Origin of the sequence: Rhizobium sp. WYCCWR 11128 (assembly GCF_013416305.1) — a bacterium.
GTDB classification, from domain to species: Bacteria; Pseudomonadota; Alphaproteobacteria; order Rhizobiales; family Rhizobiaceae; genus Rhizobium; species Rhizobium indicum.
The window spans coordinates 249,267-263,417 of the sequence record NZ_JACCEZ010000004.1 but is presented as its reverse complement, the minus strand read 5'-3'; the positions used below and the strand labels follow the sequence as shown (position 1 = coordinate 263,417).

Below are 14,151 nucleotides of genomic sequence, written 5' to 3'. Positions count from 1 at the left end.
CATTCCGGTTGGGCTCATCGTCTCTCCGGCAGTTTTGGCGGGATGGTTGGGAAAGGCAAGAGGCAGGCACCGGCTGGTTCACAGAATGGCAATATTTTTGCAATTGAACTGTCACATAAGAACTCTAACTCTCCCGGCGTTCGTTCAACCATTTCGGGTATCACCATGTCTGTTTTAAGCCTTTGCCGTCTGAGCACTGCCCTCGTCTGCCTTCTTTCGATCGTGCCATCGCTTGCCAGCGCCGAGCAGGTAACAGTGGCGAAAGCTGCTTATGCGGAAGCCGGAAACACCAACAAGCGCGGTGACGCCTGCTTCTCGACGGTGGACACCAACGCCGCCGTTCACCTCCTCTCCGGCTTCCTCGAAATCTGGACCCCGCGCACGCCTTTCGTCGATGCGGGTGTCGAAGCCCCGGCCAAGGATAATTGCCCGGCGGTCGCCAAGACGGATTGGGATGGTATTCCCGCCAGCAAGACCGACGGCCATATCGTCAACCAGGCCGTCCATGACGCCAACATCGGCTATGTCGTCAATGCGACACGGGCGCGGACGGCCGATCAGGCGGTCGCTGCCTATCTCGATGATCGGCGGGGCAAGAATGCCAGCATCGTCGATGGCCTCGGTCCGCTGACGGATGCCTGGAAGGCCGGCTCCAAGCAGACCACTACGATCACCGAGGTGGCGGCCGACGCGACGACGGTCAAATATGACGACAAGGGCAACAATCGCGGTGCCGGCAGCAAGCCGGACGCGGAAAACAAGACCGATGCCAACCCCGACATGGGCCTTGCAATCGACTTCATCATTGCTGCAAGCGGTGACGGCTCGACGGAGCCTGCCAAGCGCTATTTCAAATATGGCCGTCCCTACCGCTGGAGCCAGGACGTGTCGGTGGTGCCGACGCTGCAGCCCGCCAAGAGCGGCAAGCCGGTCGAGGACGGCGGTTTCCCGAGCGGGCATACGGCGGAAGCCTGGCGGGATGCGCTCGCCATGGCGTATCTCGTGCCGCAGCGCTTTCAGGAAATGATCGCGCGCGCCAGCGAGCTGGGTGAAGACCGCATCCTCGCCGGCATGCATTCTCCTCTCGACGTGATGGGCGGTCGGATGCTCGGAACGGCCACGGTCGTTTACAATCTGAACAAGGCCGACAATGCCGCGCTGAAGAGCGATGCCTACGCCCAAGCGCAGTCATGGCTCGTCGCCAAATCAGGCGTTGCGGATGCGGGCGCGCTCGAGGTTGCCGCCCAGGCGGCACCGCTGGCTACAGACCGTTTCGCCGATCATGACGCCAATCGCACCTACGTGCTGCAGCGCCTGAGCTATGGCCTGCCGACGATCCATGCGACCGATCAGCCGGCGCGCGTGCCGCAGGGCGCTGAAGCGCTTCTCGAAACGCGTCTGCCCTATCTGGACGGCGAGCAGCGCCGCGCCGTGTTGAAGACGACGGAGATCGCCTCCGGCTACCCGCTCCTTGACGATGCGGAAGGTTACGGCCGTCTTAATCTGTTTGCCGCCGCCGACGGTTACGGTGCGTTCGAACAGGACGTGACCGTGACGATGGACGCGGCAAAGGGCGGCTTCAATTCGATCGATACCTGGCGGAACGACATCACTGGCAAGGGCAGGCTGGTGAAGCGCGGCCAAGGCATCCTCGGGCTGTCAGGCGCCAACAGCTATGCCGGTGGCACCGTTCTGGAAGAGGGCGCGCTGGTGGCCGGCTCACCCTCGGCCTTCGGTACCGGCGGGCTGACGGTTAACGGTGGTTCGCTCGTTCTGGCGGCCGAAAAACCGTTGACCGTGAGTGGTGATTATCAGCAGTTCGCCAATGCCACGACGAAGCCGGCGCTGGGCGAAAACGGCGCGGGCACGCTGGTCGTCGAGGGCAAGGCGGCGCTGGCCGGCGACCTCGAGGTGACGCTTGCCGATGGTTATGCCCCGACGCCCGGAACCAAGATCGAAATCCTGAAGGCGAGTGCCGTGACCGGCACCTTCGGCAAGGTCACGGTCTCCGGCCACAAGGCGAGCCTCTCCTACGGCCCGACGTCAGTCACTTTGACGATCGACGGATAATTTCCGCCATCGAGACGGGGCATCCTGCTGCAGGGATGCCCTTCCTTCTCTGGCCTGCCTGTTTGACCCCCGCGCCTACGTCAATCGACGTATGTGTTTTCGCGCTGCAGCACCCGATAGTCCCTTAAGCAACAGTTAATCTCCGTTTCCGGCCTGTTGCGGAACAAGAAGAGGGGCTCAACCAGATGAATCTCAGAACTACTATTGCGGGCGCTGCACTCGGCGCCGTCATGGCGGCCTCGGCTGCCTTCAGCGGTGCGGTTGCCGCCGATGATACGATCAAGGTCGGCATTCTGCACTCGCTCTCCGGCACCATGGCCATCTCCGAGACCACGCTCAAGGACGCCATGCTGATGCTCATCGACGAGCAGAACAAGAAGGGCGGCCTTCTCGGCAAGAAGCTCGAGGCCGTCGTCGTCGACCCGGCTTCCGACTGGCCGCTGTTTGCCGAAAAGGCACGTGAGCTGATCCAGAAGGACAAGGTTGCCGCCGTATTCGGTTGCTGGACGTCCTCGTCGCGCAAGTCCGTTCTGCCGGTTTTCGAAGAGACCAACTCGATCCTCTTCTACCCGGTCCAGTATGAAGGCGAAGAGTCCTCGCGCAACATCTTCTACACCGGTGCTGCTCCGAACCAGCAGGCTATTCCTGCTGTCGACTACCTGATGGAAAAAGAAGGCGTCAAGCGCTTCGTTCTCGAAGGTACGGACTACGTCTATCCGCGCACGACCAACAAGATTCTCGAGGCATACCTGATTTCGAAGGGTATTCCGAAAGAAGACATCATGACCAACTACACGCCGTTCGGCTTCTCCGATTGGCAGACCGAAGTTTCCAAGATCAAGGAATTCGGTTCGGCTGGCAAGAAGACCGCCGTCGTCTCTACGATCAACGGCGATGCCAACGTTCCGTTCTACAAGGAACTGGGTAACAAGGGCATCAAGGCAACCGACATCCCCGTCGTCGCCTTCTCGGTTGGCGAAGAAGAGCTTGCCGGCCTCGACACCAAGCCGCTCGTCGGCCATCTCGCTGCCTGGAACTACTTCGAATCGGTCGAAAGCCCGGCCAACAAGAAGTTCATCAAGGAATGGCACGCTTTCACCAAGAACGACAAGCGCGTGACGAATGACCCGATGGAAGCCGCCTATATCGGCTTCAACGCATGGGTCAAGGCCGTCCAGGCTGCCGGCACGACCGATACCGATAAGGTTCTCGACTCAATCATCGGCGTCAGCGTTCCGAACCTCTCCGGCGGTTATGCGACCGTCATGCCGAACCACCACATCACCAAGCCGGTGCTGATCGGTGAAATCCAGGCCGACGGCCAGTTCGAAATCGTCCAGCAGACACCTGCCGTCGTCGGCGACGAATGGTCAGATTACCTGCCCGATTCCAAGGACCTGATCTCCGATTGGCGCAAGCCGATGTCCTGCGGCAACTTCAACGTTGCTACGGGCAAGTGCGGTGGCAAGGGCTCCTGAGTACGACCCCAATCCGATGATTGCCTGAAGGATTCCGTCCGGGTTTGATCCCGGGCGGAAGTTCCGTCCCAGCGATTGCGCCGCGAGGCCAACACTATCAAGGGCGAGAAAGCCGATGTATCGCGCCATAAAGATTTTCCTCATCACGGTTTGCCTGACATTTTCGGGCCTGACATTTTCGGGCGTGATGATCTCGAGCGAAGTCCAGGCCCAGGACGATATCCACGTGCTCATCGACGCGCTCGGCGTCGGCGATTTCCCGGAACGCGAAGTGGCCATCAAGGCGCTGGTCGCTTCCAAGGATCCGCATGTCAGCCAGATCCTGCAGCAGTTGAGCGACGGCCTTCTCTACGTCAATTCCGATGGCGGCCCGGTTCTCCTCCAGGGCGGTACCGATGACGAACCGACCTATTCCGATCCGATCACCGGCGAAGCCGCTGCCGATGTCGATCCGGATCTGATGACGAAGGTCAAGATCAACAACGCGCTTCGCGGCGTCATCAGCGCCGCCAGCAGCCAGTTGACGCTGATGAGCCCGGACCGTTCCGCGCGGCTTGCCGCGGCGCAGGGCTTGCTGAAAGATGCCGATCCCGCCAATATCGACCTGCTGAACTCGGCGCTTGCGGCCGAAAAGGACGCTGAGATCAAGAATACGATGGAAGCGGCGCGCGCAGTGCTGCTGCTCAAGACGGATGCGAGCGTCGAAGACAAGAAGGCTGCGATCGATACGATCGCGGCGCGCGGCAATCGCGATGCGCTGACCATCCTCACGGCCACACTCGAAACCGCGCCTGACGACCTGAAGCCGGCGATCCAGGTGGATATCAGCTCCATCAATCGCAGCCTGGCGCTGTGGGATATCGTGCAGAACATCTGGTACGGATTGTCTCTCGGCTCGGTACTGCTGCTTGCCGCGATCGGCCTTGCCATCACCTTCGGCGTCATGGGCGTCATCAACATGGCGCATGGCGAAATGGTGATGATCGGCGCCTACACCACCTATGTGGTGCAGGAATACATTACCTCCGCCTTTCCTGAACTTGCCGATTATTCGCTGGCCTTTGCCGTGCCTGCGGCCTTCGTCTTTACCGGCTTCGTCGGTCTGGTGATCGAGCGCGCCGTCATCCGCTTTCTCTACGGCCGGCCGCTCGAAACGCTGCTCGCCACCTGGGGCGTGTCGCTCATCCTGCAGCAGGCGGTGCGCAGCATCTTCGGCCCGACCAACCGCGAGGTCCGCAACCCGAGCTGGATGTCCGGCGTCTTCGATCTCGGCGGGCTCTCCATCACCTGGAACCGACTGTGGATCATCGTCTTTTCGATGGTGGTCTTTGTGGCGCTGCTCCTGCTGCTCAAGCGGTCCGCCTTCGGCCTGCAGATGCGCGCCGTTACGCAGAACCGGCGCATGGCGTCGTCGATGGGCATCCGCACCGGCTGGGTCGATGCCTTCACCTTCGCGCTCGGCTCGGGCATTGCCGGCATCGCCGGCGTGGCGCTCAGCCAGATCGACAATGTCTCGCCGAACCTCGGTCAATCCTACATCATCGACAGCTTCATGGTCGTCGTCTTCGGCGGTGTCGGCAATCTCTGGGGCACACTGGTCGGTGCACTGTCGCTCGGCGTCGTCAACAAGTTCCTCGAGCCCTTTGCCGGCGCCGTGCTCGGCAAGATCCTGGTGCTCGTCCTCATCATTCTCTTCATCCAGAAGCGTCCCCGTGGGCTCTTCGCACTCAAAGGAAGGGCGGTGGAAGCATGATAACGGCCTTCCTTCTCCGATCACTCGATCGCAAGATCGTCATTGCCATCGCCCTCCTGCTTCTGGTCGCCGTCCTTGTGCCGGTCCTGAACCTGATGACGGGGCCGACCAATCCGCTGCACGTGCCGACTTATATCATGTCGCTGTTCGGCAAGTATCTGACCTATGCGCTGCTGGCGCTGGCGCTCGATCTCGTCTGGGGCTTCTGCGGCATCCTCTCCCTCGGTCACGGTGCCTTCTTTGCGCTCGGCGGCTATGCGATGGGCATGTATCTGATGCGCCAGATCGGCACGCGCGGCAGCTACGGAGACCCTGTTCTGCCCGACTTCATGGTGTTCCTGAACTGGAAGGATCTGCCCTGGTTCTGGTACGGCTTCAACCATTTCTGGTTTGCGGCGCTGATGGTGCTCGTCGTGCCCGGCCTGCTCGCCTTCGTCTTCGGCTGGTTTGCCTTCCGCTCACGCGTCAACGGCGTCTATCTCTCGATCATCACCCAGGCGATGACCTACGCGCTGTTGCTGGCCTTCTTCCGCAACGACATGGGCTTCGGCGGCAATAACGGCCTTACCGATTTCAAGGACATTATCGGTTTCAACGTCCAGGCTGACGGCACGCGTGCAGTCCTCTTTGCGGCAACTGCGATCTTCCTGGCGCTGTCGCTGATGATCGCCTCGGCGATCGTGCGTTCGAAGTTCGGCAAGGTGCTGGTCGGCGTGCGCGATGCCGAAAGCCGTACACGCTTTCTCGGCTACCGCGTCGAGCATTTCAAGCTCTTCACCTTCGTCGTCTCGGCGATGATGGCGGGCATTGCCGGCGCCCTCTATGTGCCGCAGGTCGGCATCATCAATCCCGGCGAATTCGCGCCTGCCAATTCGATCGAAGTCGTCATCTGGACGGCGGTCGGCGGGCGGGCGACGCTGATCGGTCCGATCATCGGCGCGATCCTCGTCAACGGCGGCAAGACGATCTTCACCGGCCTCTTCCCGGAGTTCTGGCTGTTTGCACTCGGCGGTCTCTTCGTTGCCGTCACGCTGTTCCTGCCCAAGGGTGTCGTCGGCACGATTGCGCAATATCTCGGCAAGCGGAAGGTCGTCTCCAAGGCGGCACCACCGGCGGCCGAGGAAGACGGTATCCAGCCGAAAATCCAGGCAGCGGAGTGAGCGCCATGATCCCCGACGTCAAACCCACCAGCGTGCTTTATCTCAACGGCGTCTCGGTTTCCTTCGATGGCTTCAAGGCACTGAATTCGCTGTCGATTGTCATCGAACCCGGCGAACTTCGCGCCATCATCGGCCCGAACGGCGCCGGCAAGACGACGATGATGGATATCATCACCGGCAAGACCAGGCCCGATGAGGGCGAGGTGTTCTTCAACGGCACGATCGATCTCACCAAGAAGGATGAAGCCGATATCGCCCAGCTCGGCATCGGCCGCAAATTCCAGAAGCCGACCGTCTTCGAAAGCCATACGGTGTGGGACAATCTGGAGCTGGCGCTGAACCGTCGTCGCGGCGTGTTCTCGACGCTGTTCTACCGGCTTTCGGGCGAGGACAAGGCGCGCATCGAGGAGATCCTCGAAACGGTGCGGCTGACGCATCGCCGTGACGAATTCGCTGCCAATCTCTCGCACGGGCAGAAGCAATGGCTGGAGATCGGCATGCTCTTGGCACAGGAGCCGAAGCTGCTGCTGGTCGACGAACCGGTGGCCGGCATGACGGATGCGGAGACGGCGGAAACTGCGATCCTGCTCAAGGATATCGCCAAGACGCGCTCGGTCGTCGTCGTGGAACATGACATGGGCTTCATCCGAGACCTCGGCGTCAAGGTGACCTGCCTTGCTGAGGGATCGGTGCTGGCCGAAGGGTCGATCGATTTTGTGAGTTCGGATCCGAAGGTCATCGAGAACTATTTGGGGCGGTGATGAATGCAACTTACAGGCTTGAACCTGACAAAAGAACGAGCTCTAAAACGAGCGGGTTTTATTGTGGGGTTTCATCATGGCTTTTCTCGGTATTCTGGTCGTGGCGATCAGCGGCGCGGTCGTCTGGTATTGGCGTTTGAAAATGGTGCGTGAGGCGGGAAACGAGATCATCGATTCCGTCGAGCGTATGCGGGGCGCTTATAAGCGCGGAAAGTTCCGCAAGCAGGCCGAGGCAGCGCCGCTGGCCTCGATCGCCGATCCGGCGATTGCGGCGGTGGCCTTCCTCTTCTGCCTTGCCAAGGAAAAGCCGATCTATTTCGACGCTGCGAAGGATGTCGTTCGCAATCGCATGAAAGGCATCATCCGGCCGGGCGATATGCAAGAGGTGCTGGTTTTCGGCGAGTGGGCGTCTAAGAACGTCACCAGTCCCGAAGATCCGATCCGACGGTTCCGGCCTCTTTGGATAGAGGCGCTCGACATGCAAGAGCGTCAGCAATTGATCGGCATTGCCGAGGAAGTGGCCGAGGTCGGTGGTGAGAGAACGAAGGAACAGGAGCACGCCCTGCAAATGCTGAGGCGCATGCTGATGAACTGATGGGGAATGGGTGAACGCATGCTGACAGTCGAAAACGCAAACCTGCATTATGGTGCCGCTCAGGCGCTGCGCGGCATCTCGATCACAGCGGAGATGGGCAAGATCACCTGCGTGCTGGGGCGTAACGGCGTGGGGAAGAGTTCTCTTCTGCGCGCCGTTACCGGCCAGCATCCGCTGTCGGCGGGTACCGTCACCTTCAACGATACAAAGCTCAACGGCCTGCCGCCCTTTGCCCGTGCCAAGCAGGGCATCGGCTATGTGCCGCAGGGGCGCGAAATCTTCCCGCTACTGACAGTCAAGGAAAATCTCGAAACCGGCTTTGCTCCGCTTGGCCGCCGCGACCGCAACATCCCCGATGACATCTTCAGTCTCTTCCCGGTGCTGAAGTCGATGTTGTCACGTCGCGGCGGCGATCTTTCCGGCGGGCAGCAGCAGCAACTGGCGATCGGGCGCGCCATGGTGACGCGGCCGAGGATTCTCGTGCTCGACGAGCCGACCGAGGGCATTCAGCCATCGATTATCAAGGATATCGGCCGGGCGATCCGCTATCTGCGTGACTCCACAGGCATGGCGATCCTGCTCGTCGAGCAATATCTCGATTTCTGCCGTGAGCTTGCCGACTATGTCTACATCATGGACCGCGGCGAAATCGTGCATGAAGGGCTTGCCGAGACGCTGGATACGCCGGAGGCCCGCCGCCACCTGACTGTCTGACCGGCAGATGCCGCATATTGCAGCAGAGGGCGCGGCGCCTGGAAAACCTTCCGCCGCCGCCAGAGGTCTGCTCGGGGCGGCATAGGAATTGCTTGCTTTCCGCTATCTGCGCGCTTGAATGAAAACCGGGGGGCGCGACCGAAAGGGACGATATGACGATTGCGGCGGCAGGCACGAGACCGCAAAGAGCGGAAGGGCGCGGGCATCTGGCGGCAAAGCTGTTCGATGGCCGCACGCGCATCCGTGAACTCTATCAGGAGGGGGCGGCGAAGATCCGCCTGCCCGATACCTTCGACGCCTCCATGGAAGCCGTCATCATCAATACCGCTGGCGGGCTGACGGGCGGCGATCGGATGAATTGGAGCGTGGATGCCGGCGCCGGCACGCGCATCGACGTCACCACTCAGGCTTGCGAGAAGATCTACAAGGCATCGGCCGGCATCGCCGAGGTGGCGACCAGCATCAAGGTTGGAGCCCAAGCCCGCGTCGACTGGCTGCCGCAGGAAACGATCCTCTTCGACCGGGCCGCACTTTTCCGCCGGCTGGATGTCGATCTTGACGAGAGCGCCGAATTTCTGGCTGTCGAAGCCGTGCTGCTCGGCCGCAAGGCGATGGGTGAGGCGGTGGTATCGGGGCTGTTCCGCGATCGCTGGCGCATCCGCCGCTCGGGTCAACTGATCCACGCCGAAGAACTCAGACTTTCCGAAGGTGTGGCGGCACTGGCGGCGCGACAGGCCGTGCTCGGCGGACAGGTGGCCTTTGCGACACTGCTTTATGCCGGGCCGCTTTCAGAAGCCTATCTTGGCAAAGTCCGGCCGCTCGTCGAAGGATCGATGGGCGGTGCGAGCGCTTGGAATGGCAAGCTCGTCGTCCGCCTTGCCGCAGCCGACGGCTTCTCACTCAGAAAAATCCTGATCCCGGTCATTTCCGCCTTGCGCAATGGTGCGCCTGTGCCGAAAGTCTGGAATCTATGAACTTCAGCATTCGATCAAGCAGATGGACAAGCGATGAACCTCACTCCGAGAGAAAAAGACAAGCTGTTGATTTCGATGGCGGCGATGGTGGCGCGGCGGCGGCTGGAGCGCGGCGTCAAGCTGAACTATCCCGAAGCGATCGCGCTGATCAGCGACTTCGTCGTCGAAGGCGCCCGCGACGGCCGTCCGGTTGCCGAACTGATGGAAGCCGGTGCCCATGTGATCGGCCGCGACCAGGTGATGGAGGGCATTGCCGAGATGATCCATGACGTGCAGGTGGAGGCAACGTTTCCCGATGGCACCAAGCTCGTCACCGTGCACGAACCAATCCGGTGAGGAGATAGGAATGTTGGAGCTCAGGCCCAATTGCGAATGCTGCGACAAAGATCTGTCGCCTGACAGCGCAGAGGCACGGATCTGCACCTATGAATGCACCTTCTGCGCCGATTGCGTGGACGCCGTGTTGAAGGGTGTCTGCCCGAACTGCAGTGGCAATCTCGTCGCGAGGCCTATTCGGCCGGTGGCGATGCTCGCCAAAAATCCGGCGTCGACGAAGCGTGTGCTGAAAGCCGAGGGCTGCGCGCCCAAGGCGGCTTAAGGAGGACGAGATGATTCCAGGCGAAATCATTGCCGCAAGCGGCGACATCGAACTGAATGCCGGCGCGCCGACGGTGACGCTGGAGGTTTCCAATACCGGCGACCGGCCGGTGCAGGTCGGCAGCCACTATCATTTCGCCGAGACCAATGCCGGGCTTTCCTTCGATCGCGCGGCAGCACATGGCAAGCGGCTCGATATTCCGGCGGGGACGGCGGTGCGCTTCGAACCGGGGCAGACGCGCTCGGTGACGCTGATCCCGCTTTCCGGCAAGCGCGAGGTCTACGGATTCCGTCAGCTGGTGATGGGCAAGCTTTAAGAACAATAGTCTGGAGAAACGCATGCGCTTGAATATCTGCCTCGTCGGGGCGGCGATGCTGCTGACGGCAGGTGCTGTCTCTGCTGAGGATATCGATTGCAACAGTCCCAAGACGCAATCGGACATGACTGCCTGCGAGTCGGGGCGCCATGAGGCCGCCGACAAGGCGTTGAATGCGCAATATAAGAAGACCCGCGCCGCCCTGGCGGCGATCGACAAGGACCTGGATGGCGACAGGAAGGGCGCAGAGCAGGCGCTGGTCAAGGCGCAGCGCGCCTGGATCGATTATCGCTACGCCGAATGCGACGCCTTCGGCTTTCAGGCCCGCGGCGGCACGATGGAGCCGATGCTGGTCGCCGGGTGTCTCGCCAACATTACGGACAAACGCACGAAAGAGCTGAGAGAGCTCGAAGATACGATGAGCAACTAGGGTGATCAGGAAAATCATGATCGTCGGCAATGGCGACATTGAGCAGGGCGGGGCTGGCATCATCGATGCCGCCGATTTCGTCATCCGCTTCAATGATTGCCGCTCCTATGGCGCCGGCGGTAGCCGCACGGATGCCGTCGCGGTCTGCAATACCGGCAGGCCGGCAAAGGCGATGCTCGGTTCGCGTGAGTGGCGCGCCCATCCGGGCGTGGTGTCGGCTAGCGAAATCTGGAGTGTGCGCGACCCGGAAAAATTCGCTGCGATGCGGGCGCCGCTTGCCGTCTCGCATCCGGAACTCGACGATTTCTGTGACAACTATACGGGCGAGTTCAGTGTCTTCTGCGCCGATACCGGCAAGAAGCACGTCGTCATCGGCAAGGCGGTTCACGAGTCCGTGGATGCCTCGCTTTCGGCGTTTTCTCCGTCGCCCTATGTCGTGCCGAGCAGCGGTATGATCGTCATTGCCGAGGTGCTGAACACATACGCCGAGGCCGAGGTGACGCTTGCCGGCTTCGGCCACGTCGGCTGGGAATTGCACCCATTTGCGGCCGAACGACAGCTTGTCGATAGCCATATTGCCGCTGGCCGCCTCGCGCGGCTCGGCGGAGAAACACTCGTCTCTTCCTCCCAAGGAGCCTGATAGATGCCCTACAAGATCTCGCGCGCCGCCTATGCCGGCATGTTCGGACCGACCACCGGCGACAAGGTGCGCCTTGCCGATACGGAGCTCTTCATCGAGATCGAGAAGGATTTCACTACCTATGGCGAGGAGGTGAAGTTCGGCGGCGGCAAGGTGATCCGCGACGGCATGGGCCAGAGCCAGGTAACGCGGGCGGATGGTGCGGTCGATACCGTCATCACCAATGCGGTGATCGTTGATCATTCGGGCATCTACAAGGCCGATATCGGGCTCAAGGACGGGCGTATCGTCGCGATCGGCAAGGCCGGTAATCCCGACATGCAGCCGGGTGTAAACATCATCGTCGGTCCCGGCACGGAGGCGATCGCCGCCGAAGGCAAGATCGTCACCGCTGGAGGCATGGACAGCCATATCCATTTCATCGCGCCGCAGCAGATCGAGGAAGCGCTGATGAGCGGCATGACCTGCATGCTCGGCGGTGGCACGGGACCGGCGCACGGCACGCTCGCCACCACTTGCACGCCCGGTCCCTGGCACCTCGCGCGGATGATCGAAGCGGCCGACGCCTTTCCGATGAATCTTGCCTTTGCCGGCAAGGGCAATGCCTCGCTGCCGGGGGCGCTGACCGAAATGGTGCTGGCCGGCGCCACCTCGCTGAAGCTGCACGAGGATTGGGGCACGACACCAGGCGCCATCGACTGCTGCCTGTCGGTTGCCGATGAATACGACGTGCAGGTGATGATCCACACCGATACGCTGAACGAAAGCGGCTTCGTCGAGGATACGATCGGCGCCATCAAGGGCCGCACCATCCATGCCTTCCACACGGAAGGGGCGGGCGGCGGGCATGCGCCTGATATCATCAAGATCTGCGGCCAGCCGAATGTCATTCCGTCGTCGACCAATCCGACGCGTCCCTATACGGTCAACACGATCGCCGAGCATCTCGACATGCTGATGGTCTGCCACCATCTGTCGCCGTCGATCCCCGAAGATATCGCCTTTGCCGAAAGCCGGATCCGCAAGGAGACTATCGCCGCCGAAGACATCCTGCACGATATCGGCGCCTTCTCGATCATCTCGTCCGACAGCCAGGCCATGGGCCGCGTCGGCGAGGTGGCGATCCGCACCTGGCAGACGGCCGACAAGATGAAGCGCCAGCGCGGCCGACTGAAGGAGGAAAAAGGCGACAACGACAATTTCCGTGTCCGCCGCTATATCGCCAAATATACGATCAACCCGGCAATCGCCCATGGTCTCAGCCGTGAGATCGGCTCGGTCGAAGTCGGCAAGCGCGCCGACCTCGTGCTGTGGAACCCGGCCTTCTTCGGCGTGAAGCCCGATATGGTGCTGCTCGGAGGCTCGATCGCCGCCGCCCCGATGGGCGATCCGAACGCCTCGATCCCGACGCCGCAGCCGGTGCACTACCGGCCGATGTTTGCCTCCTATGGCAAGAGCCTCACCAATTCCTCCGTTACCTTCGTCAGCCAGGCCGCCCTCGACGGCGGCCTGAAGGGTCGGCTCGGTGTCGCCAAGGAACTGGTCGCGGTGAAGAATACACGCGGCGGCATCTCCAAGGCATCGATGATCCACAACGACCTGACACCCGAGATCGAGGTCGATCCGGAGACCTATGAGGTCAGGGCGAACGGCGAATTGCTGACATGCGAGCCGGCGACGGTGCTGCCGATGGCGCAGCGCTATTTTCTGTTCTAGGCCTACGTCCGATGCGTGATGGACGGTTGCGATGAGGACAGGCATCCGCTGGTTGTTGCGGATCGTATTCCTGCTCGTGCTTTCGGCGGCCTGCGGGACCCTTATTCCCCGGCCGCTGATTGCGCCGGTCAAGGCGTCGTCTGCCGCAGTGACGCATCGGATCCTGCTGCTGTCGGGCCCGATCCATACCGATATTGCCATTCCGCTCGACGCGGAAACGCGGGCTGCCTTTTCCTTCCTTGACGATACCGGTTTTCCGCTCGGCCATCCGAATGCGGAGTGGCTCATTATCGGCTGGGGCGGTCGTGCCTTCTATCTGGAAACTCCCACTTGGGCGGAACTGAAGCCGCTGCCGGTGTTGCGCGCGCTGACGATCGACCGTTCAGTGCTGCATGTGGATCTTGCCGGTCATATCACCGAGCCGCAGCCGACTGTTGCGGCATTCAATGTCAGTGACGATCAATTAGCGCAGCTGCGCAATTTTATCTCGGACAGCTTCGTGCGCGACGCGGGCGCGGTGGTGCCGATTCCGGATGCCGGTTACGGCGAGATCGACCGTTTCTTCGAGGCCAGGGGATACTTCAACGCTCTCTTCGGCTGCAACACCTGGAGCGCCGCCGCCCTGCGCTCGGCTGGGCTTCGAACCGGCTTATGGAGCCCGATTCCACAAGCATTGCGATTGTCAGTTTCTGTCTACAATTGAAGCAGCCGTAGAGCCAGTCCGCTCTTAAAGCGAATTGTGAATAGCGCTCTCCATATGGTTGTAAAAATCAATGGAAAAGCCGATGTTTTTCCCAGCTAAACCATTCTGGAACAGCTGCCCCGCACGGATCAATAAATCTCTTTTATATCAGTAATTTAAGTATCTCTCTGCGCTGTTCGATTCAGAGATTGGAAAACTGCATCCCCTGCTAGAAAAGTTCTATCCACCGATTCGTCCGAAACC

At 61.1% G+C, this 14,151-nt stretch carries 14 protein-coding genes and 1 pseudogene; all 15 read left to right on the top strand.

All coding sequences use genetic code 11. The features are described 5' to 3' along the window. Positions 1-165 precede the first annotated feature (165 nt). Positions 166-2,070, top strand: a complete 1,905-nt coding sequence (locus tag HX898_RS16035) for a phosphatase PAP2 family protein (RefSeq protein ID WP_180195076.1) — start codon at positions 166-168, stop codon at positions 2,068-2,070. Positions 2,071-2,255: 185 nt separating this feature from the next. Then, complete coding sequence (urtA, locus tag HX898_RS16030; protein ID WP_138330200.1) at positions 2,256-3,548, top strand: urea ABC transporter substrate-binding protein; 1,293 nt, start codon at positions 2,256-2,258, stop codon at positions 3,546-3,548. A 115-nt stretch (positions 3,549-3,663) separates the two neighbouring features. Beyond that, on the top strand, positions 3,664-5,301 hold the full coding sequence (gene urtB, locus HX898_RS16025; protein WP_180195075.1) for an urea ABC transporter permease subunit UrtB: 1,638 nt from the start codon (positions 3,664-3,666) through the stop codon (positions 5,299-5,301). Then, a pseudogene (gene urtC / locus HX898_RS16020) lies at positions 5,298-6,362 on the top strand (urea ABC transporter permease subunit UrtC); the annotation flags it as partial. The gene urtB and the pseudogene urtC, both read left to right, overlap by 4 nt. A gap of 104 nt (positions 6,363-6,466) precedes the next feature. After that, positions 6,467-7,222 carry an urea ABC transporter ATP-binding protein UrtD gene (gene urtD, locus HX898_RS16015; protein WP_026158829.1) on the top strand — a complete coding sequence of 252 codons (756 nt, stop codon included), beginning with the start codon at positions 6,467-6,469 and terminating at the stop codon, positions 7,220-7,222. 76 nt (positions 7,223-7,298) lie between these two features. After that, on the top strand, positions 7,299-7,817 hold the full coding sequence (locus HX898_RS16010; protein ID WP_138330203.1) for a hypothetical protein: 519 nt from the start codon (positions 7,299-7,301) through the stop codon (positions 7,815-7,817). Between the two features lie 18 nt (positions 7,818-7,835). Then, positions 7,836-8,531: an urea ABC transporter ATP-binding subunit UrtE gene (gene urtE / locus HX898_RS16005; protein WP_138330204.1), complete on the top strand. Its 696-nt coding sequence runs from the start codon at positions 7,836-7,838 to the stop codon at positions 8,529-8,531. 152 nt (positions 8,532-8,683) lie between these two features. Continuing rightward, complete coding sequence (locus HX898_RS16000; RefSeq protein WP_180195073.1) at positions 8,684-9,505, top strand: urease accessory protein UreD; 822 nt, start codon at positions 8,684-8,686, stop codon at positions 9,503-9,505. Between the two features lie 33 nt (positions 9,506-9,538). Continuing rightward, the gene (locus tag HX898_RS15995) at positions 9,539-9,841 is read left to right on the top strand and encodes an urease subunit gamma (protein WP_003561955.1); all 303 of its coding nucleotides are present in this window, start codon (positions 9,539-9,541) and stop codon (positions 9,839-9,841) included. Between the two features lie 10 nt (positions 9,842-9,851). Continuing rightward, positions 9,852-10,103, top strand: a complete 252-nt coding sequence (locus HX898_RS15990) for a DUF1272 domain-containing protein (protein WP_171598534.1) — start codon at positions 9,852-9,854, stop codon at positions 10,101-10,103. A 10-nt stretch (positions 10,104-10,113) separates the two neighbouring features. Further along, complete coding sequence (locus HX898_RS15985) at positions 10,114-10,419, top strand: urease subunit beta (protein WP_003542314.1); 306 nt, start codon at positions 10,114-10,116, stop codon at positions 10,417-10,419. Positions 10,420-10,441: 22 nt separating this feature from the next. Continuing rightward, positions 10,442-10,849: a lysozyme inhibitor LprI family protein gene (locus HX898_RS15980; protein ID WP_180195072.1), complete on the top strand. Its 408-nt coding sequence runs from the start codon at positions 10,442-10,444 to the stop codon at positions 10,847-10,849. Positions 10,850-10,865: 16 nt separating this feature from the next. Beyond that, on the top strand, positions 10,866-11,489 hold the full coding sequence (locus HX898_RS15975) for a Urease operon accessory protein (RefSeq protein ID WP_171598590.1): 624 nt from the start codon (positions 10,866-10,868) through the stop codon (positions 11,487-11,489). A 3-nt stretch (positions 11,490-11,492) separates the two neighbouring features. Continuing rightward, complete coding sequence (ureC, locus tag HX898_RS15970) at positions 11,493-13,205, top strand: urease subunit alpha (RefSeq protein ID WP_020051336.1); 1,713 nt, start codon at positions 11,493-11,495, stop codon at positions 13,203-13,205. 31 nt (positions 13,206-13,236) lie between these two features. Continuing rightward, a complete protein-coding gene (locus HX898_RS15965; RefSeq protein ID WP_171598531.1) occupies positions 13,237-13,908 on the top strand; it encodes a TIGR02117 family protein in 672 nt (223 codons plus the stop codon). Positions 13,909-14,151: the final 243 nt, after the last annotated feature.